Here is a 19381-nt window from a genome sequence, read left to right on the forward strand (position 1 = left end):
ACTTACTTCTTAAACAGCCTTGAATCAAATTCAAAAAATTCGGTATTAATAATTTTTACGGCTTTAAAATCGGGGTGTAAAGGGTTGATCAGGTAGTTAAAATCGCCCGTAACAGTGGCGGATGGTACCTGGAGCGCTAAATATTTGTTGACTTTTACAAAGCCGTCACCAATTTGCTGTGTTGCTTTGATCAAGGGGTTGCTATTCCACTTTTCGGGTAACTGATCAACGCCGGGCTTAAAAACATCTGCATTATCAGGCAGCTCAATCGTCGCCATAAAATAATCAGAAGGCATAAATCCAAGCGGTGTATGTACGGCGACTTCGAGTACAGCCAATGCGCGTGACGAAGAGGTATAAACCACGGCGGTTCCTTTACTGTTCCAGCGCCCGCCGTTTAGTTCAGCTCCCCTGCCGCTTAAGTCATGAATGTAAGCCTGCTTACTTAAGCGATAAACGATCACGCAAGTATGCCATGTTCAATACGGCCCAACTCATCGCGGATCATATTGATCCCAAAGGCTGTATCCAAAAGTTCTTTAGGCTTTACTCCGCCCAGGGGAATGCTTTTATAATCCATCCAGGCGTAAAACTTATTTTCATCGCCAAAAACCTCAATACCCTTTTTATAGAGTAATTCGATCATGATTATCTTTTCAGAATATATGGGATCAAAGGTTTTGTTTTCCTTTTTATAACGTTGAATTGTACGCTCGGAAAGATGAAGGTACGAAGCCCAGTCATCTATATTAAAATGAATATGTTTTGATAATTTGGTAAGATAGGGGAATGAGATTCCTTCCCTCACCATAAAGGTTAAATTAACCTCGTCATCATCAATAAATTTATAGGGTTTTGGAGCACTCATGGCGTTTGCTGTAAATTGTCAATAAATTTACGACAATTGTCGCCGAAAAGCAAATCTTATTTTTTAGCAAAAATAACCCCTACTGCCGCCTTCAGTTTATCAACCCACATTCCATACATTTTACCGGATGGATGCAAACCATCGGTCGCCAGTAAGGTAAGATCATTCGCCGCCAACTTAGAAATGCCGGTAATTTCAACATAATTAACCTTTGCATTAGCACTTATTTTACGGTTAATATCATTGAACTGATCTATCTCAGGGCCGATAACGGCATCCTGCCCTTGAGCAAAAGGAGTAACGCCATAATCGGGGATAGACAGCACAAACACATGCTCGCTGATACCGTCAGCAAATTTAACGGCCGTATTTAAAACCTGCTCAAACTTAACGCGGTAATTTTCCTGGCTTAAGCCATCGTATTGATCATTTACACCTATCAGCAGCGTGACTACATCATAAGTATTGCTTTTGATGCTGCTTTGATCAATAGCTTCAATGAGTTGATCGGTTGTCCAGCCGGTACGGGCTATGATAGTCGGCGTATTTACTTTGAGGCCTTGTAACTGGTTAGCCAGTTGATTAGGAAATGCCTGTTCAGGGGGCACAGACTGGCCTATGGTATATGAATCGCCGAGGGCAAGGTATGTTAGGGTATCCTTTATCACGGTAACTGGTTTTGACGGGGGATTATAACTAACCGGCGCCGGCGTGTTTTTGCCTGCACAGGCCGATAATGTAATTGCTGTGAGTAAACTGAAAATTATTCCCTTCATTATAATATCTCCATACCAAAAAGTACGGAAATATGATGTATAAGGATTTTTTTTACTTCATTAATATCAACCTCATGCCCAAGTTCCTGCTGCATGGAGGTAACAGCCTTATCGTCAATACCGCAGGGCACTATGTTTTTAAAATAGCTCAGATCGGTATTTACATTAAGCGCGAGGCCGTGCATAGTAACCCAGCGACTGCAGCGTACGCCCATGGCGCATATTTTACGGGCTTTGTCATTATCGGCATCAAACCATACGCCGGTATAACCTTCATAACGACCGGCCTGCAAGCCAAAATCGGCGAGGGTAAGGATCACTGCTTCTTCCAGCGTACGCAGGTACAGGTGTATATCAGTAAAAAAATTATCAAGGTCGAGTATCGGGTATGATACAATTTGCCCCGGCCCATGATAGGTAATATCACCGCCCCTGTTTATCGGATAATAAACAGCCTGTTTTTCTTTCAAGCCTGCCTCATCTAACAATAGATGCTCGGGCTTGCCGCTTTTACCAAGGGTATACACGTGCGAGTGCTCGCAAAAAACCAGGTAATTAAAAGTTTCGTCGGCTTCGATAGTATCGTAGGCTACAGCAGTCCCTGCGTTTTTAGCAGCTGCTTCGTAAGCCGTTTCACGATTACGGTTGTCTATTTTAGTTTTAACCGTTTCACTAAAAAGGGTTTCCTGTTTATCCCAGGCCTGCTGGTAATCAACCAGGCCCCAATCCTGAAAAAATACTTTCTTGTTTTTCATCATTCGCCCTTTACGTAGCCTATCATATAATCTTCATATTGCAGATAGCCTACTGTATAATCAATGGTGGTATCTTTTTTATTTAATTGCGCATTTACCACGCCATGATGCTCAAACTGGAAAGGCTCCAAAAAAATGTTATCGGCAAATGAAACCTCTTTTTGCCCGTTACATTTATAAACAGCCTCCTTGGCGCACCAGCAAACATATAGTTGTTCAATTTTTTGCGGGCCATTTATAAATTTCAACTCTTCCTTACGCATAAACTTGTTGGCAATGCGCTCAACTTTTTGCTTAATCTGCTCAATATCAATCCCAACCTTATATGTTTTGCTGATCATCACAGCGGCATAATCAAACGAATGACTTAAGGAGATATGGTAAGGGAGGTTTACCAGGTAAGGCTTGCCATGCTCATCAACTTTACAGTCAATATACTCATCGGTACGGAGCATTTTACGCAGCAGCACGCGGGTACCCAGCCAGTGCAGGTGGCGCTTGCCATTGCTCAGGCTTTCTACAAAATCCTTTTCCTGCTGATCAAGCTGTAACTGGCTGTACAGGTCTGTAGCCTCCTCCTCGATACGCCAGAGTGCAAACTCGGTGTCATCATCAATACGCTGCCTGTATGCTATCGCCATAAAAGTAAAATTGCAAAATAGGTTGCAAACATATGTCAAAAAAAATTAAATAATATCAGCGCAGCTACATATTCGTAATCGGCTGAACCATATCAGGTTTAGGAGTTGTTTCTGCGCTATCTGAACGCATTTTGCCGGCCAATATTGTTTATAAAAGCCGGCGCCGATTAGGCTAATTTTCATAATTTAGCGCCAGCAATAACCTGCCTGTATGATACTATCTGATAAGCGCATCCTCGAAGAAATTGAACAAGGCCATATTATTATTGAACCATTTAACCGCGAATACCTGGGCACTAACTCGTACGACGTTCATTTGGGCAAATATTTAGCTACTTACCGTAGCCGGGTGCTTGATGCCAAAGTTCATAATGAGATAGATGGCTTTGAAATTCCGAAGGATGGCTTTGTGCTTCAGCCCAATACCCTTTACCTGGGCGTAACAATGGAGTACACCGAAACACACCGGCATGTTCCGTTTTTAGAGGGCAAATCAAGCACAGGGCGTTTAGGTATCGATATTCACGCAACAGCGGGTAAAGGTGATGTTGGTTTCTGCAATACCTGGACACTTGAAATTTCATGTGCCCAGCCTGTGCGCATTTACGCCGGCATGCCCATTGGTCAGCTTATTTATTTTGTAGTTGAGGGCGAGATTGAAACACTGTACAACAGTAAAGCCAACGCCAAATACAACAACCCTACTACACGCCCTGTTGAAAGCATGATGTGGAAGAATAAGTGGTAGGCTTAAGCAACAAGTATTAAGTTGAGTGTCTCAAGTTGGTAGTCTTAAGTATTCAGTATAGAAAATAAAGTCAGATTTTCGACTAAAGACTTCGAACTTCAGACTTAATACGACTTGGTACTTTTTTTGCGTATCTTGGTAGTTCAAGATTTATCTTTCTATGAACCTAAAACGCCTATCAGTTGGAATCCTGATCACCTTAATTGCCGGTGCTACCTTAGCTTTTATAAAACCCGATGATGAACTGGTAACAAAAATCATTGCCCAGCTTGATAAATGGCGTACCGATCATCCGCAGGAAAAAGTTTACCTGCACTTTGATAAGCCCTATTATGCAATTGGCGAGGATATCTGGTTTAAAGCCTATGTTACTATAGGCAGTGAGCATAAGCTTTCGGCTTATAGCGAAACCCTGAATGTTGACCTTATTGATGATAACGATTCGGTAAAACGCAGCCTTAAACTGCCGTTAACAGCTGGCCTGGCCGCGGGCGATTTTGCTTTGGCCGATAGTATGACTGAAGGAAATTACCGCATTCGCGCTTATACCAACTGGATGCGAAACGAAGGAGAGGCCTATTTCTTCAATAAAACCATCACTGTGGTAAACGGAATCAGTAACAAGGTTTTCACCAAAACCGCCTATGCCTACAGCACCTTAAACGACAAACAAAAAGTAACTGCTATTACTACATACACAGACCTCAACGGTATAGCCTATGTTAATAAACCAGTAAGCTATGAAGTTGAAATAAACGGGAAATCAATCGCCCGGGGGAAAGGTGTAACTGATGATAAAGGGAACCTCACAGTCAGCTTCACAACGGGTCAGGCAGTTTCAATAACATCCGGCCATATCAATACCGAGGTTAAATTGGATGAAAAGCATACTATAGCCAAAGCCGTACTTATAAAAACGCTATCAAACAAGGTCGATGTTCAGTTTTTTCCGGAGAGCGGAAATTTAATTAATGGTGTTTTTGAAAAAGTAGCTTTTAAAGCTGTTGGTGCCGACGGGTTAGGGGTTGATATTAAAGGCTTTATTGCCGACGATCAAAACAACCAGGTTGCGCCATTGGGCGAGAGTCATTTTGGCATGGGTACTATTACCTTTGAGCCTGAAAGTGGTAAAAACTATAAAGCGCACATCACTTATGCTGATGGCTCTGAAGGTGTTTTCGATTTGCCCAAAGCAGTTGATAATGGCTATGTATTAAGTGTCAACAGCATGCGCGACGATAAGGTGTTTGTATCCATCGTTCCCGGTAAAAGCACCGGTAACGGCACAGCTTCATTATCGGGTTTAACGCTGATAGCGCAATCTGGCGGCGAGCTTTGTTATGCGGGCAAAAGTAAGGATGGGGCAACATCCTTTTCGGCTGCCATCCCTAAAAATAAATTCCCATCGGGCATTATACAGTTCACGCTGTTTTCGGCAACCGGTGAGCCTTTGAACGAGCGCCTCATCTTTGTTCAAAACTCAGATCAGCTTAAGCTTGCCGTTAGTTCCGAAAAACAGAACTATAAACCCCGCGAAAAAGTTACTATTAATCTCAACGCTAAAAACAGTGAGGATAAACCCGTTGTGGGTAGTTTTTCGGCATCGGTTATTGATGAATCAAAAGTTACTACTGATGAAACAAATGAAAGTTCTATATTTTCAACACTGCTGCTCACCTCCGATCTGAAAGGGTATATTGAAAAACCGAACTATTACTTTACTAATGTAAGTAACGAAACCAAGGACAACCTTGATGCACTGATGCTTACCCAGGGCTACCATCGCTTTGAATGGAAACAACTGCTTGCTGATAAATTTACCCCAATAGTCTTCAAGCCCGAAAAATCTCTGGAAGTAACCGGGCACCTCAAAACTTTTGGTGGCAAGCCTGTACCTAATGGCAAGGTTACCCTTTTTTCAACATCGGGAGGAACTTTTATTATTGATACCGTGGCTGATGCCGAAGGTAAGTTTACTTTTAAAGACCTTGTTTTTAGGGATAGTATCAAGTTTGTGATCCAGGCGCGCACTGCTAAAGACCGCAAAAATCTCGACATCACGCTTGACAATGTCACCCCGCAACCCGTTGGGCCAAATAAAAACGCACCCGATATCCAGGTCAACATCAACGATGGCGCATCGGCCTATCTGTTGAACAGTAAAAAGCTTTATGACGAGCAGGTAAAATACGGTATTGGGAACCACACTATCGTATTAAAGGAAGTAGTGATCCGCGAAAAGCGGGAAAACCCATTTAAAAACTCTTCTAACCTTAATGGACCCGGCAATGCAGATCAAACACTTACCAGCAAAAATCTGATGTACGGGGGTGGAATGCTATCCCAGATTTTACAAGGCAGATTAACCGGTGTGATTTTTCGTAACGGCACGCCTTATTCAACCCGCAGCCCGGGAACTCCCATGCAAATTGTACTTGATGGAACCTATGTAGGAAGCGATTTCCTGGATAACTTAAATGTAAATGATATTGCCACTATTGAAGTTTTACGCAGCATTGGCAACACTGCAATTTATGGCTCAAGGGGAGCTGGCGGCCTTTTGGTTATTACAACCAAGCGCGGCGGTGAAAGTGTTTACAATAAATACGCGCCGGGTATTGTCACCTATGCTCCTAAGGGATATTATAAAGCGCGCGAATTTTATTCGCCTAAATATGATGATCCTAAAACCAATGCCCAAATGCAGGACCTTCGCAGCACCATTTACTGGGCACCAGGCTTATTAACTGATAAGAATGGCAATACATCTATGAGCTTTTTTAACGCCGATGCTAAAGGTACATATCGTGTAATAATTGAAGGTATTGATGCCGATGGCAATTTAGGAAGGCAGGTTTATAGATATAAGGTGGAATAATAAAAATAGAATGAGGGTGTAATTAATCTATTTATATTGTGTAAGTCTAATATTAACTAATATATTAGAATAATAACACTTAAACCTTATGAAACCTTTTCGCATAACCCTTTTTGCTATTTTTTTATTATACAGACTTGCATGTACAGCACAAACTAATACTCTGCTTTTAAACAAGGCTGTTAATTCGCTTAATAAGTGGTCGTCAGCCTATCCAACTGAAAAAGTTTATTTACACTTGAATAAACCTAATTATTTGCCGGGTGATACTATTTGGTTTAAAGCCTATACAGTTATCGGCCCGCAACATCAACTATCTGCATTAAGTAGTGTTTTGTATGTGGAACTTATAAACCCCAAAGATTCTGTAATAAATCGTAAAATATTCAAACTGGCTTCGGGCACAACACGGGGCGAATTCGCATTAGGCAATTCAATCATTGACGGAACTTACCATGTTAGGGCGTATACAAACTGGATGCGAAACGCAGGTACGGACTATTTTTATGATCAATCTTTGCAAATTGGAGGGATCGAAATTTTGACCGGGCAAGCCGCACAGCAGCATTTAATATCGCAACCCGACGTTCAATTCTTTCCGGAAGGCGGATTTCTCATTAATGGCCTTCGTTCAAAAGTAGCCATAAAGGTGTTAAATGCCGCTGGCCTTGGCGAAGATGTAAGTGGTATCATAACAGATAATACGGGAACCGTTGTAACTGAATTTAGCACACAGCATTTAGGGATGGGGGTGTTTGCACTTACACCGCAAAAAGGTAAAAACTATAAAGTACAGATTACTGATAAAAGCGGCACCAAATTTAGTACTGACCTCCCCTTGGCCAAAGATGATGGACTTGTTTTAACTGTCAATAACAGCATGGCCGACTCACTCAGGATAAAGATCACCCCGGGAGCGCCAACATTTGCACAACAACGTGATTCGACGTTTTATTTGATTGGCCAGGTAGCGGGCAAGGTTTATTATACTACTGCCTTTAAATTATCAGAGCAATCGTTTTTAATTAAAGTAGAGAAGAATAGGTTTCCATCCGGCATATTGCAACTTACTTTATTAGGGCCGGATCATAGTCCAATAAATGAACGTGTAGTTTTTATCCGCGGTAATGACAACCTCAAACTGGCTATAAGTGGTGCCGGCGACAAAGCCCGGGGCCGACAAAAAATGTCTATTGATATTAAAGCTGTAGATATCGATAACAAGGCTGTTGTAGGCTCATTTTCGGTAGCGGTAATTAATGAAAGCAGGGTTAGCTTTAATGAAGACGCAGAACCGACAATAATTAATAATCTGTTATTTACTTCAGATATAAAGGGATTTATTGAAAAGCCTAATTATTATTTCACAAACATCGACGATAAAAAAAATGCCGATCTTGATATACTAATGCTTACCCAGGGGTACCGGAGGTTTGATTGGGCAAATATTTTAGATGAGAAACTGCCTGCTGTTATTTACAAGCCCGAAGATGCACTTACATTAACCGGAACATTGAAATCATCATCAGGAGGGCTTTTATCTAATGGAAAAATAAGCCTCACATCAACTGCTGATAATTTATTTATTGATACCGTAACCGATGCCAACGGTGATTTTAAATTCAGCAACCTTGATCTTTCCGACACTTCAAAAATAGTGCTCAGGGCACGCAAGCAAAACAACGGGAAAAACGTATCCATTTATGTAAAACAGCCTGACTATCCTGTAATAAATAAGTCTAAGCACGCGGGTGATAATAACGATTTATTTGATCTATCACCGGAGCAAATCGTAATTCTGCGAATGAATGCTACCGAAATCAGGAAAAAACGACAGATAGATTCTCTTAAAAACGGGGTGCAGCTTAAGGAGGTAAAAATAAAAGGTGAAAAAAATAAAAGCTTGGCGGAATTAAACAGATATGGCACAATACAGGACAGAAAACTTGACATGAGTAAGTTAAGAAATAAAAACTTCAGTTCGTTAGGAGACGCATTGTTTTGGACTGAACCACTTTACTTTGGCCAAAAATCAGCTTATATCCGCAAACCGGCAGCGTCTCCTGTTCAAGCTATTCAAGATACCACCAAGGGGATATTAGTGGATGGTATAAGTTACACACCTGATATCTTAAGCAGCCTATTAGCCAGTGAGATTGAAAGCATTCATATAATCGCACCCATTGACCCCAGAGCATCCGCCCCCATCATTGTAATAACTACCAAACGCAAAGCAGGCACAGATACCACCGTACTTAAACAGGTAAATATCACGGCTAAAAGAATTAACAAAAAACCGGACATGAGCTATTCCAAGAACCTGAACGGACCTGGCAATGCTGACCAGGTAATTATGGGTGATAAAATTGGTAGTGGATGCATTCGTTTGTCTGACTGCCTCATTGGGCGCGTTTTTGGTGTTTATTATGATAAAGATGGTAGTCCACGAAATACGAGGGGCGGCGGAAAGATGTCTGTTATTGTTGATGGGAATATCTTAAACGGCTATGCCCTAAATAACGTTAACGCCAATGATATTTATAGTATTGAAGTATTGCGTAGTGGCGCAAGCATAGCGATTTACGGCTCAAGCGTGGGGGCTGGTGCCCTGGTGATCACCACCAAACGCGGGAATAACAATTTTGTAACCAGCGAATCTCCCTCCGGCCTCATAACTTATCCATTTAAAGGATTTTCAAAATCCCGCGTATTTTATTCGCCCAAATACCGGCACACAGCTAATGAAACAGAAGGCACAGATCTGAGAAACGCTATATATTGGCAACCTGGTCTTTTTACAGATAAGGACGGCAAAGCAACGTTTGAATATTTTAATGCAGATACAAAGGGCACTTACCGTATTGTTATTGAAGGCATTGATGCCGATGGTAATTTAGGAAGGCAGGTTTATAGGTATAAGGTGGAATGATATTAAGTCCGCAGTCAGAAAGTCCGAAAGATTTAAGCAATGCTAATGTTTATCTCTTTCGGACTTTATTTTTGGCGAGCAAACTTATTTACTGCTCAAATAATACTTCTCCCAAAAATCAATAGATTTTGACATTTCGCCTGCGCCGCCCGCTGCACCACGGCCCATACCGCCGCCCATGCCACCGCGACCTCCTCTTCCGCCACGGCTGCCACCCATGCCGCCTCCGCCCATTGCTCCTCGTCCGCCGCGACCACCGCCGCCGCCAAAGCTGCCACCGTCTTGCTCGCCCCCACCTGTGCCTGCCGGGCGCTGGAAACCGTTGATCTTAAAATTAAAAGCCCACTCATTTTTAAAAGCATCGTTACCGGCGTGGAAAAAGCTTAAGGGTATGGCCACTTCATAAACCAAATCGCCATTGGCATCGTAATTTATGGCTGTTTTAATGCCGTAGGTATTTGATGTGGTGATCATATCGCCATCAATATCCTTAAACCCAATAACTTTAATATATCGCAGCTTAGTTATCCGCTCGCGCATCAGCTCGTCACGGTCGGCTTGGGTAATTTCGCCGTTATCATCTTTTGGCCTGGCAAACTCGGGCTTTTCATCCGGGGCTGCCAGTGGAAAAGTAAGCATAAAACTATCTTTCTTTTTTCCTTTAGGATCAATGCTCAGTGTAATCCCTGCATTTAATACTTTGATTTTATCAAGCCTGTCGCTAATGCGGATAGCTGCATACAGGTAATCCTTATCATTGGCCAGCGCGTAGTTCAGCTTCTTCTCTTCATTATAGTAACGAAGGCTGTCGCCCCAGTCTTTCAGGCTGCCATCAATGTTGATATTAGCGGGCGGGCCCTGTAAGCTGTTTTTAGTACTTTGGGCCGATGAATGATGAGCTACCAAAAGTTGTGCAGTTAATGCTAAAACAAAAGCCGGGGATGCTTTTTTCATGTGAAATTTTTTAGGGGTTTTGTGTAACATGATTTTTAAGACCATGGAACACGATTTTAACTTTTTTATTATTGTTTTTGAGTAAATTTGTAGTTACGTATGCCAACTGAAGTACAGGAAGAAACATTTACCCTCGAAGAGTTACTTGCAGGACTTAAAGAGATGCATCGTTTAATACTCTGGAACGATGATTTTAACACTTTTGACCACGTGATCCACTGCATGATGAAATACCTGGATTACTCCGAACCCCAAGCCGAAAAGATAGCATGGAAAGTGCATAACGAAGGCAAATGCGCCGTACTGGAAGGCTCCTTTACCGAAATGGAGATCTACCGGAAGATCCTCCAGCAGGAGGGCTTAACAGTTTCAGTAGAATAACACGCTAAAAAATAACCGACATGCTAAAAAGATCATTTTTATTTTTTTTATTAGTCGGTTGGGCAAGCCTGACCGCCTGCGGCCAGGGCAAAAACCTGAAACTGGTAATTATCCGTCATGCCGAAAAGCCCGATGTTGGGGATAACCTTTCGTGCGCCGGGTTTAACCGTTCGCTCAAACTGCCCGAAGTTTTAAAAGCCAAATTCGGTTTGCCCGATCATATTTATGTGCCGGCAATGCACCAGGGTAAATCAACCGCGAGGGTACGCATGTTCCAAACCATCTCGCCGTTTGCTGCAAAATATAATCTCTCCGTCAACAGTAATTTTGAAGAAGAGGATGATAACGGCGTCGCTAAAGAGCTTACCTCAAAAAAAGGCACCATCCTTATTGTATGGGAACATAATCAAATTAAACCTTTACTGAAAGCTTTAGGCATGAAAGTTAAAGACCTGGAATGGCCCGATAGTGATTTCGACAGTATCTGGATAGTGACTTTCAAAAAAGGCAAACCGTCGTTAACGATGGATAGAGAAGGGATTACACCGGCTGTGGGGTGTAGTTTTTAAATTAATCCACCTCATCGTTTACGCCGCCGCTCGGCTCCAGCCGAGTGGCAACTATTAAGCGGCCTCCCGGCCGCCGGATAACGCAGGCTGGAGGCCTTGGAATAATAACCACTCGGCTTGGGCCGAGCGGCGGCAAAGTATAACATAAAACACAAAACGCCCCGGATTTTCCGGGGCGTTTTGTGTTTTATGTTAACTGATAATTATTCGCTAACCAGGTAATTCCAGTTATGCGTATCCGGAACATTACCATATTTAATGGCATCCAGTGTATCAAATACTTTGTTCGAAAACTCACGTGTTTTCGGATCGCTCAGGAAATACTCCTGGCCTTCGTAGCTGATTGAAGCTACAGGAGCTATAGTTGCGGCAGTACCGGCACCAAAGGCATCGGTAAGTTTGCCATTTTTAGCACCTTCAACAATCTCGGCTACAGAAACTTTGCGTTCTTCAACAGTGATACCCCACTCTTTGGCTAAAGCTATAACGGTATCGCGGGTTACACCATCTAATATCGTATCTTTTGCTTCGGCTGTGATCAGTTTACCATCCAGCAGGAACATCGCGTTAGCAGCGCCCATTTCTTCAATAAACTTATGCTCTTTGGCATCAGTCCAAATCAGTTGATCAAAACCTTCTTCAGTTGCTTTGCGGGCCGGCAGCATGGAGCTTCCGTAGTTACCGGCAGCTTTGGCATAACCCATACCGCCTTCGGCAGCGCGGGTATAGTGTGTTTCAATTTTAACACGCAATGGTTTTGAAAAGTACGGGCCAACGGGGCCAATCAATACCATGTATTTATAAGTTGAAGACGGTGTTACCCCCAGGTACGGATCAGTAGCGAACATGAACGGACGGATATACAAAGCATGGTTTGGCTTTGAAGGTACCCAGTCGCGGTCAAGGTCAACCAGAGTAGCTATACTTTGCAAAAAGATTTCTTCGGGCAGGGTTGGCATGCAAAGGCGCTCGGCCGATTTGTTGAAACGGATAGCATTTTTATCCGGGCGGAAAACGGTAATTTTTCCATCAGCATGTTTATAGGCTTTCAGTCCTTCAAAAAACGCTTGTCCGTAATGAAGTGCTGAAATTGCAGGGCTTAGACCAATTTCGCCGTAGGGAATGACCGAGAGATTTTTCCATTCACCGTCCGCGTAATCGGCCACAAACATGTGGTCAGAAAAAGTTTTTCCAAAAGGTAAGTTGTCAAAGTCCGTTTGCTGCAAACGGGAAGCAGTTGTCCTGCTGATCTTGATGTCCAATGTCTCGGTCATGGCATTAAAAATTAATAAATTATAGAAAATGGCAAGTTAGGCATTTTTATGGCCTGCGCCAAAAATTTGCATAGTTAAATGGTGATTATCACACATAAAAATATCATTTTGACAATATGATTGCCAGGTTCAATTACTACTCAGCACGTCATCAACCCAGGCCTTACCCCAGTTTTCTTTTTCCTCTTCGCTCCATACCCAGGGATAAAAGATTCGCTTTTGAAAACGTGGCGGCAGGTACTTTTGCCAGTTAGTGCCGCCTGTTGCCTTAATATCCTCAGGCTCGCGGTTCAGATAACGCACCGCCGATTTATAATGTGAAAGCGGCCAGTTTACATTGACATTGATATCCAGCTGGCGCAATTCGTTACGCAATTCAGGAGTCAGTTCTGATGACGAATCAAATTGTTTAGCCAGCGTATTAAAGTTGTGCTTAACAGCGGCCTTGCCCAGTTCAATAAATGTTTTTGAATATTTTTTTTCGAACTGTTTCAGCGTCAAAGTCTTTTTACCGGTGGAAAGTTCGGTAGCGCCAAACTTCCAGTACAGGTATTCAAATTGCGCTTCAATAGTTGCATGCTGCAGTTCCTCACGTTTATCTTTAGCAACCAGGTTTATAAAATCCGTAGCGTAGATCTCGATCATCCGGTACTGGCCCGACTGAAAACCGCTTGCCGGCAGCAACGACATCCTGAATTTCAGGAACTGCTCTTTTTCCATGCCGTCAACCATGATTTCGAACGAGTGGGTTAAGGCACCAAAATACCTGTTGATCCTTTTTAACCGCGCTGTAAAAAACTCGGCTGTCAGCGGCGTTGCTTCGGCAATTTGTTTGCACTCATGCAGGGCCAGCTTAAAATACAATTCAGTTATCTGGTGATAAATGATAAAGATCTCCTCGTCGGGAAAAGGGGTTTTAGGGTTTTGTAAGCTCAACAGGGTATCCAGGTGGATATAATCCCAGTAGGTTAAAAAATCGGCATAAAGCAGGCCATCAAGGTATGAGTTCATATCCTGGCCCATAGCTTCGTACTTTTCCTGCAGTTGATTTAGCCGGTCTTCAATTTCGGTAGAGAAATGCATACTTCAAAGGTAATAAAATAGTATACTGCTAAAACATATCTGTATTAGGTTGTTATAATGGATACAAGCCTTATAAATATTATTATGAAGATCAGGAAGATACTCATCGGTATTGATGAAAGCGAATTTTCACGTTATGCAGCGGCCTACGCTTTTGATATAGCCCATACCTATAGTGCCGAAGTTGGTTTGGTACACATCGTTGAACCCATCATTGTTCCCACCGATACCCAGGACGGTTTATTAGGAGGGATGCCATTTGATCCTAATATAAATTTGCCAGGCACAGAATTAGAAACATTGCAGACCGAGCGCTCTGCCGCATTGCTGGATCAGACGGCAAAAGAATGGGGTGAAGGACTGGAAATAGCTCATTTCACCCAATACGGTTCAACAGCCGAGGGTATTATTGAATGCGGTAAAGAATTTAATGCCGACCTGATAGTTTTAGGCACTCACCGCCGTACCGGTATCGATAAATTCTTTTTAGGCAACGTTGCCGAGCAGGTGGTCAACAAATCATTGATCCCTGTATTGGTTGTGCCTTATATTGAAGCGAAAAATTAATATAAAAGCCTGAACTTAATGGTATGCTCAATCGCTTTTAACTCGTTCAACACTTCAGTATCATAGCCTGTATTAACGTCGGTAATTACATACCCTATTTGCGGGTTGGTAACCAGGAATTCACCCACAATGTTAATATTATGGCGGGCAAATACATCGTTAATTTTAGCCAGTATCCCCGGTACGTTTTTATGGATATGAATTAAACGGTGGGCATTGTTAACACGCGGCGGCTGCAGATCGGGGAAATTGCAACTGGTATGTGTTTTACCTTCATTCATGAAAGCCATCACCCTTTTGGGTAAAAAGTCAGTACTGTGCGGGTTATGCCTTGGGTCGTCAAAAATGATGATCCCGTTTTCGGCAGCAGCATCGGCCAGCTTGCGGTTACATTTGCCAAAAATACCAATCACCTTTAACCTGCCTGCATTTTGAACTTGTTCGGCACTTGGCTGATGTTCTTCGTCGCAAAATAACACACCGGCTTCTTCAAGATATTTTTCTTCAACATCGTCGCGGTGGCGCATGTTGTAACCCTCTTTTTTAAGCTGGTCTAAGGCATCCTCATCCACATTACCCACAACCAAACATTTAATACGGTTTTTAGGGTAGGAGATGGCACGCGGCAGTTTATTCAGATAGAGGAACTCGTCAAAGCTTGGGGTAATATGGTCGGCCTTTTCGGCTACTGATTTACGTTCGATGTTTTCGGTAAAAGCGAAAAACTTTTTGATCATGCCCGATTCCTTTAACTGGAAATCAGAATAACCATCACCGATACCATAAATATCACCCGGTAACTGAAGCTCTTTCAGCAGCTTTACTTTACCGCCCTCCTGCGAAAGCGGGTTTTCGCGGTCGTAACCTATAATATTGCCTTCCTCGTCAAACACGAAAGTGTTGGCGTAGATATTTTCTTTTTTAATGTGGTACTCGGTTACTACCGGTGTAATGAACTCTTTGAACCCACCGGATACGATCAAAACCTCGTCCTGGTGATTTTTAAAGAAGATAGTATTCCGCGAAAAAGAAGTAGAAACTTTCTTTTTAAGATGGCTGATCAGTTGCTTTAAATGATCGCGGTTAGCATTTAGCAATTTTACCCTGAGCTCTAAACTTTCGGTAAACGATAGTTTACCTTCCATCGATGCATTGGTCAAATCTTCTATCTGTTTGTAGATATCTTCGCGGTCGGGGCGATTTTTTAGAGAGATCCGGGCCAGTTCATCAAGGGCCTCAACCTGTGTAAAGGTGCTATCGAAATCAATAATAAAGTACTGTTCCATCTTGGCTGCAAAGGTGCGAAAAAATTTGCTGATAGAACAGGTAGAATTTATAGGTAATTGAAAGCTCTTATTATTTTAACGCCTCACAAATTTCCCCTATCGTCTTACTGATTGGCTTAAACTCAAAGCCTATCGCTTTTTTTATTTTTGAATTATCAAACTCGCGGGTTAATGAAGCCGCTTGTGCCGATGTTTTATCTATAGCCGGAACACCACCGGTTATAGCCGAAACAAAAGCGGCCCCGCGCCAGGCCAGTTCCATCATCCAGGGTTTAGCAAAAATAGCGGGTGGCTTGATGCCGAAACCTTTTGCTATCTCGGTAACCATACCTTTGTAGTCCCGGTTTTCAGCGCTGATGATATAACGCTCGGCCGTAATATCACTGTTCATTAAACCTACCATGCATTTGGCAACATCTTCTACATCAACAAAACCTATGGTGCCCGAGGTATAAAATTTAAGCCCCTTACGTACCGTGTTGAATAAAGCGCCGCTGCCCTGGGTGCCGGCACTCGCGCCAATTATCAACGAGGGATTAACAATAACAGCGTCCAAACCTTCGGCAATACCCCGCCAAACTTCCATTTCGCTTTCCAATTTAGATATGGCATAACCATCATTTTCTGTTGATTGCTCCAGGTGGTGGTTTTCGGTAATTAACTCTCCGGGTTTGGCGGCGCCAATAGCAGCAATTGAGCTTACATGCACCATCCTTATGCCACGTTCATTACAAAGATTAACCAGGTTGGCAGTCCCCGTAACATTGGTATTGATCATCGGCTTTTTATCCGCCTGCTTTAATGATACCCAGGCGGCACAATGGTAAACTTGGGTAACGCCATCAAGAGCATCGGCTAATGCAAAAATATCCATTATATCGGCGTCAACCCAGTCGATGTTTTCCTGGTATGGTAACAGTAACCTTGGGATAACTGAACTTGCCCTTTTGGTGCAGCGGATTCGCTGCCCGGTAGTGGTAACCAATAGTTTTGCCAGTTCGGCCCCGAGAAAACCAGTTGCGCCTGTTATTAAGATCATGATGCAAATGTGAATATTTTTTAGCTCAAAGCAGAAGCCTAAGGCCTAAAGCTTTCTTTTTTAAACTTAAGCAACATGGTAACAAAAGCTTTCTGCTTTTAGCCTTAAGCTTTAGGCTAAAAAATCTGCACATTTGCACATCTGAAATCTGCACATTAAACACTTATGTCATTAGCTGATTTTTTTACGCCGATTGATCTTAAAAAGATAGCTCCTAAAAAAGGCTATTATACCAGCCAGCTTGGCGATAAAATTGTGCATTATTCTGTCGATTTTCCTGATCTGGAGGAGAAAACTGATATCGCTATTATTGGTGTTATGGATGATCGTAATGCAATTGGCAACCCCGGTTGTTCACTTGGCCCTGATTACATCCGCGAAAAATTATACCAGTTAAACGAAGGCGGCTATTCTGTAAAAATTGCCGACCTGGGCAATATCCGTGCCGGCGAAAAGGTAACAGACACCTACTTCGCTGTTAAAACGGTAGTGAGCGAACTGATCAAAAAAGACATCATCCCCGTTATTTTAGGCGGGGGACAGGATCTTACTTACGCCCAGTACCTGGGTTATGAGGAGCTTGAACAGAAAGTTGACCTGGTGGTAATCGATTCGCATTTTGATTTGGATGAAGATAATCACGGCGAAAGTATTGAAACTACTTCTGCTTCCTATCTCAACAAAATATTCCTGCATGATCCCAATTACCTGTTCAACTTCAGCAACCTTGGCTACCAAACCTATTTTGTAAGCCAGGACAGCCTGCGGGTAATGGACAAACTTTATTTTGATGTACACCGTTTAGGCGAACTGAGCGGCAATATTGCTGTTACTGAACCTGCCATTCGTAATGCCAGCATGGTGAGCTTCGATATCGGTGCTATCCGGGCTGCCGATGCCATGGGGAATGCCAATGCCACGCCAAATGGTTTTTATGGCGAAGAAGCCTGCCAGCTCTGCCGTTACGCGGGTTTTAATGATAAACTTACTTCGATAGGTTTTTATGAATTTAACCCGGCTTATGATAGTAACGGGCAAACCGCCTGGCAGCTGGCGCAAATGATCTGGTATTTTATTGACGGTTTTTACAATCGCAAGCGCGATTTTCCGCTTAACCCTAAATCCCAATACCTTATTTATAAAACCAGCTTAACCCACGACGACCAGGAAGTAATATTTGTAAAAAGTAAAAAATCCGACCGCTGGTGGATGCAGGTGCCCTACCCGTCGGCAGGTTCTCCAAACGAACGTTTTCATTTGGTACCCTGCAGCTATGCCGATTACAAAACAGCAACATCCGGCGAATTACCGGACCTTTGGTGGCGCACATATCAAAAATTAAACTGATATTCACAATTTTAACCCTTGCTCAGACGTTAGCAGCGTAGAGTTTTTATATAATTTAATGAAGAAATTATTTTTTTACATAGCCGCCATGCTGCCGGTAACTGCGCTTGCACAGGCTACAGACACCTTTGTTATTAATGGTAAATTAGGCAATGTCACCACACCCGCCAAAGTATATTTATCGTACCAACTGGGTGCTAATAATGTTACCGATTCGGCCAATGTGGTTAATGGTGCATTTTCATTTACCGGCACGATATTTAACCCCGTTAATGCCACATTAGCTGTTAATTATAAGGGTTTACCCCTCGAAAAATTTATCGATGGTAACTATAAATATGCCGATAACGGCAGCCTGATTTCAAAGACGGCCGACGACATAGATTTTTTCCTGGAAAAAGCTACCATTACCATCACCAGTAAAGATTCGATAGATAAAGCGCAGATCGCAGGTTCGCAACTTAATACAGATAATGTAAAACTCCAGGCTCAGTTGAAAGCCATCAATCAAAAAGGAGAAAAACTGATGGCTGAGGCCAAGGCAGCTACGCCGGAGCAGCAAAAATCGGCAGCTTTCAGGAGTGCCATGCAGGCAAGATATAAAGCCCTGCAAACAGAGCAAAAAACAACCTTGAAAAGCTTTATTGCAGCTAACCCCGATAGTTATTTGAGCTTACTTGCACTAACCTCGGTAAGTGGTCCTGCTCCCGACCTTAGCGAAGTTGAGCCATTATACAATTCGTTATCTCAAAAAATCAAAGATACCGAAGCCGGTAAAATGATGAAGGTGCAGCTCGACGCCCTAAAAGTTACGGCTATTGGCTCCGAAGCTCCTGATTTTATACAAAACGACGTTAACGGAACACCTGTAAAGCTATCGTCGTTCAGGGGCAAGTATGTGTTACTTGATTTTTGGGCATCATGGTGCGGTCCCTGCCGCCAGGAAAACCCGAACGTGGTACGTAACTATGCAAGGTTCAAAAACAAAAACTTTACGGTAGTTGGGGTTTCGTTGGATAGGCCCGACGGCAAATCGGCCTGGCTTGCTGCCATTAAAAGCGACGGATTGGAATGGACGCAATTATCTGATCTTAAATTCTGGAACAACCAGGCTGCGGCTTTGTACTCGGTAACATCTATCCCTCAAAACTTCCTGATCGATCCGCAGGGAAAAATCATTGCAAAAAATCTGCGCGGCGAAGATCTTGATGCCAAACTGGAACAGCTATTTGGAAAATACAATTAATTGATAATATGGCCCCTGTCAGGGCAATATTAATTAATAT

General features: G+C 42.8%; 18 protein-coding genes. 8 read left to right on the plus strand and 10 right to left on the minus strand.

The features are described 5' to 3' along the window. Nucleotides 1-2 precede the first annotated feature (2 nt). From BLS28_RS12650 to BLS28_RS12670, 5 genes are read right to left on the minus strand one after another with little or no spacing between them, the layout of a single operon-like run. Nucleotides 3-464 carry an RES family NAD+ phosphorylase gene (locus tag BLS28_RS12650; protein WP_091167405.1) on the minus strand — a complete coding sequence of 154 codons (462 nt, stop codon included), beginning with the start codon at nucleotides 462-464 and terminating at the stop codon, nucleotides 3-5. Next, the gene (locus BLS28_RS12655) at nucleotides 461-868 is read right to left on the minus strand and encodes an Xre family toxin-antitoxin system antitoxin (protein WP_091167407.1); all 408 of its coding nucleotides are present in this window, start codon (nucleotides 866-868) and stop codon (nucleotides 461-463) included. The genes BLS28_RS12650 and BLS28_RS12655 overlap by 4 nt, the downstream gene beginning before the upstream one ends. 56 nt (nucleotides 869-924) lie before the next feature. Continuing rightward, nucleotides 925-1644 carry an SGNH/GDSL hydrolase family protein gene (locus BLS28_RS12660; RefSeq protein ID WP_218134405.1) on the minus strand — a complete coding sequence of 240 codons (720 nt, stop codon included), beginning with the start codon at nucleotides 1642-1644 and terminating at the stop codon, nucleotides 925-927. Next, nucleotides 1644-2402, minus strand: a complete 759-nt coding sequence (gene lipB / locus BLS28_RS12665; RefSeq protein ID WP_091167410.1) for a lipoyl(octanoyl) transferase LipB — start codon at nucleotides 2400-2402, stop codon at nucleotides 1644-1646. The genes BLS28_RS12660 and lipB overlap by 1 nt, the downstream gene beginning before the upstream one ends. After that, nucleotides 2399-3040: a 4'-phosphopantetheinyl transferase family protein gene (locus tag BLS28_RS12670; protein WP_090530799.1), complete on the minus strand. Its 642-nt coding sequence runs from the start codon at nucleotides 3038-3040 to the stop codon at nucleotides 2399-2401. The genes lipB and BLS28_RS12670 overlap by 4 nt, the downstream gene beginning before the upstream one ends. Before the next feature lie 211 nt (nucleotides 3041-3251). On the opposite strand from BLS28_RS12670, the gene dcd reads away from it, so the two are divergent. The 3 genes from dcd to BLS28_RS12685 all read left to right on the plus strand — a co-directional run bounded on the left by dcd (nucleotide 3252) and on the right by BLS28_RS12685 (nucleotide 9595). Next, on the plus strand, nucleotides 3252-3788 hold the full coding sequence (gene dcd / locus BLS28_RS12675; protein WP_090530796.1) for a dCTP deaminase: 537 nt from the start codon (nucleotides 3252-3254) through the stop codon (nucleotides 3786-3788). Between the two features lie 160 nt (nucleotides 3789-3948). Then, nucleotides 3949-6666, plus strand: a complete 2718-nt coding sequence (locus tag BLS28_RS12680; RefSeq protein WP_091167413.1) for a TonB-dependent receptor plug domain-containing protein — start codon at nucleotides 3949-3951, stop codon at nucleotides 6664-6666. 88 nt (nucleotides 6667-6754) lie between these two features. Beyond that, the gene (locus tag BLS28_RS12685; RefSeq protein WP_091167415.1) at nucleotides 6755-9595 is read left to right on the plus strand and encodes a hypothetical protein; all 2841 of its coding nucleotides are present in this window, start codon (nucleotides 6755-6757) and stop codon (nucleotides 9593-9595) included. 84 nt (nucleotides 9596-9679) lie between these two features. Here the strand turns inward: BLS28_RS12685 and BLS28_RS12690 are convergent, their stop codons facing one another. After that, nucleotides 9680-10549 (minus strand): hypothetical protein, encoded by an 870-nt coding sequence (locus BLS28_RS12690; protein ID WP_143020748.1) that lies wholly within the window; start codon nucleotides 10547-10549, stop codon nucleotides 9680-9682. 99 nt (nucleotides 10550-10648) lie between these two features. Between BLS28_RS12690 and BLS28_RS12695 the strand changes: the two genes are divergently transcribed. Continuing rightward, the gene (locus BLS28_RS12695) at nucleotides 10649-10930 is read left to right on the plus strand and encodes an ATP-dependent Clp protease adaptor ClpS (protein WP_090530789.1); all 282 of its coding nucleotides are present in this window, start codon (nucleotides 10649-10651) and stop codon (nucleotides 10928-10930) included. 20 nt (nucleotides 10931-10950) lie between these two features. Beyond that, nucleotides 10951-11499: a histidine phosphatase family protein gene (locus BLS28_RS12700; RefSeq protein ID WP_218134406.1), complete on the plus strand. Its 549-nt coding sequence runs from the start codon at nucleotides 10951-10953 to the stop codon at nucleotides 11497-11499. 203 nt (nucleotides 11500-11702) lie between these two features. Here BLS28_RS12700 and BLS28_RS12705 read toward each other — a convergent pair whose 3' ends face one another. Both BLS28_RS12705 and BLS28_RS12710 read right to left on the minus strand, forming a co-directional pair. Further along, nucleotides 11703-12773, minus strand: coding sequence for a branched-chain amino acid aminotransferase (locus BLS28_RS12705; RefSeq protein WP_090530786.1), 1071 nt, complete (start codon nucleotides 12771-12773; stop codon nucleotides 11703-11705). A gap of 129 nt (nucleotides 12774-12902) precedes the next feature. Continuing rightward, complete coding sequence (locus tag BLS28_RS12710; RefSeq protein ID WP_091167422.1) at nucleotides 12903-13856, minus strand: tryptophan 2,3-dioxygenase family protein; 954 nt, start codon at nucleotides 13854-13856, stop codon at nucleotides 12903-12905. Between the two features lie 84 nt (nucleotides 13857-13940). Here BLS28_RS12710 and BLS28_RS12715 point away from each other — a divergent pair, with 84 nt between their 5' ends. Next, nucleotides 13941-14423, plus strand: a complete 483-nt coding sequence (locus tag BLS28_RS12715; protein ID WP_176844445.1) for a universal stress protein — start codon at nucleotides 13941-13943, stop codon at nucleotides 14421-14423. Here BLS28_RS12715 and BLS28_RS12720 read toward each other — a convergent pair. After that, nucleotides 14420-15709 carry an HAD-IB family phosphatase gene (locus tag BLS28_RS12720; RefSeq protein ID WP_091167427.1) on the minus strand — a complete coding sequence of 430 codons (1290 nt, stop codon included), beginning with the start codon at nucleotides 15707-15709 and terminating at the stop codon, nucleotides 14420-14422. The genes BLS28_RS12715 and BLS28_RS12720 overlap by 4 nt on opposite strands. Before the next feature lie 70 nt (nucleotides 15710-15779). Then, complete coding sequence (locus BLS28_RS12725) at nucleotides 15780-16748, minus strand: NAD-dependent epimerase/dehydratase family protein (RefSeq protein WP_091167429.1); 969 nt, start codon at nucleotides 16746-16748, stop codon at nucleotides 15780-15782. Between the two features lie 165 nt (nucleotides 16749-16913). Between BLS28_RS12725 and BLS28_RS12730 the strand changes: the two genes are divergently transcribed. Together BLS28_RS12730 and BLS28_RS12735 are read left to right on the plus strand one after the other, a co-directional pair. Beyond that, nucleotides 16914-18095, plus strand: a complete 1182-nt coding sequence (locus BLS28_RS12730) for a formimidoylglutamase (protein WP_091167431.1) — start codon at nucleotides 16914-16916, stop codon at nucleotides 18093-18095. A gap of 58 nt (nucleotides 18096-18153) precedes the next feature. Next, nucleotides 18154-19341 (plus strand): TlpA disulfide reductase family protein, encoded by a 1188-nt coding sequence (locus tag BLS28_RS12735; RefSeq protein ID WP_091167434.1) that lies wholly within the window; start codon nucleotides 18154-18156, stop codon nucleotides 19339-19341. The last annotated feature ends 40 nt before the right edge of the window (nucleotides 19342-19381 follow it).

Origin of the sequence: Mucilaginibacter gossypii (assembly GCF_900100945.1) — a bacterium.
GTDB classification, from domain to species: Bacteria; Bacteroidota; Bacteroidia; order Sphingobacteriales; family Sphingobacteriaceae; genus Mucilaginibacter; species Mucilaginibacter gossypii.

What these genes read in the sequence shown, in the direction of transcription:
- BLS28_RS12700 (WP_218134406.1), top strand. Translation starts at nt 10,951, where the DNA reads ATGCTAAAAAGATCATTTTTATTTTTTTTATTAGTCGGTTGGGCAAGC.
- dcd (WP_090530796.1), top strand. Translation starts at nt 3,252, where the DNA reads ATGATACTATCTGATAAGCGCATCCTCGAAGAAATTGAACAAGGCCAT.
- BLS28_RS12705 (WP_090530786.1), bottom strand. Translation starts at nt 12,773, where the DNA reads ATGACCGAGACATTGGACATCAAGATCAGCAGGACAACTGCTTCCCGT.
- BLS28_RS12710 (WP_091167422.1), bottom strand. Translation starts at nt 13,856, where the DNA reads ATGCATTTCTCTACCGAAATTGAAGACCGGCTAAATCAACTGCAGGAA.
- BLS28_RS12680 (WP_091167413.1), top strand. Translation starts at nt 3,949, where the DNA reads ATGAACCTAAAACGCCTATCAGTTGGAATCCTGATCACCTTAATTGCC.
- BLS28_RS12695 (WP_090530789.1), top strand. Translation starts at nt 10,649, where the DNA reads ATGCCAACTGAAGTACAGGAAGAAACATTTACCCTCGAAGAGTTACTT.
- BLS28_RS12725 (WP_091167429.1), bottom strand. Translation starts at nt 16,748, where the DNA reads ATGATCTTAATAACAGGCGCAACTGGTTTTCTCGGGGCCGAACTGGCA.
- BLS28_RS12655 (WP_091167407.1), bottom strand. Translation starts at nt 868, where the DNA reads ATGAGTGCTCCAAAACCCTATAAATTTATTGATGATGACGAGGTTAAT.
- BLS28_RS12685 (WP_091167415.1), top strand. Translation starts at nt 6,755, where the DNA reads ATGAAACCTTTTCGCATAACCCTTTTTGCTATTTTTTTATTATACAGA.
- BLS28_RS12730 (WP_091167431.1), top strand. Translation starts at nt 16,914, where the DNA reads ATGTCATTAGCTGATTTTTTTACGCCGATTGATCTTAAAAAGATAGCT.
- BLS28_RS12670 (WP_090530799.1), bottom strand. Translation starts at nt 3,040, where the DNA reads ATGGCGATAGCATACAGGCAGCGTATTGATGATGACACCGAGTTTGCA.
- lipB (WP_091167410.1), bottom strand. Translation starts at nt 2,402, where the DNA reads ATGATGAAAAACAAGAAAGTATTTTTTCAGGATTGGGGCCTGGTTGAT.
- BLS28_RS12715 (WP_176844445.1), top strand. Translation starts at nt 13,941, where the DNA reads ATGAAGATCAGGAAGATACTCATCGGTATTGATGAAAGCGAATTTTCA.
- BLS28_RS12735 (WP_091167434.1), top strand. Translation starts at nt 18,154, where the DNA reads ATGAAGAAATTATTTTTTTACATAGCCGCCATGCTGCCGGTAACTGCG.
- BLS28_RS12690 (WP_143020748.1), bottom strand. Translation starts at nt 10,549, where the DNA reads ATGAAAAAAGCATCCCCGGCTTTTGTTTTAGCATTAACTGCACAACTT.
- BLS28_RS12660 (WP_218134405.1), bottom strand. Translation starts at nt 1,644, where the DNA reads ATGAAGGGAATAATTTTCAGTTTACTCACAGCAATTACATTATCGGCC.
- BLS28_RS12720 (WP_091167427.1), bottom strand. Translation starts at nt 15,709, where the DNA reads ATGGAACAGTACTTTATTATTGATTTCGATAGCACCTTTACACAGGTT.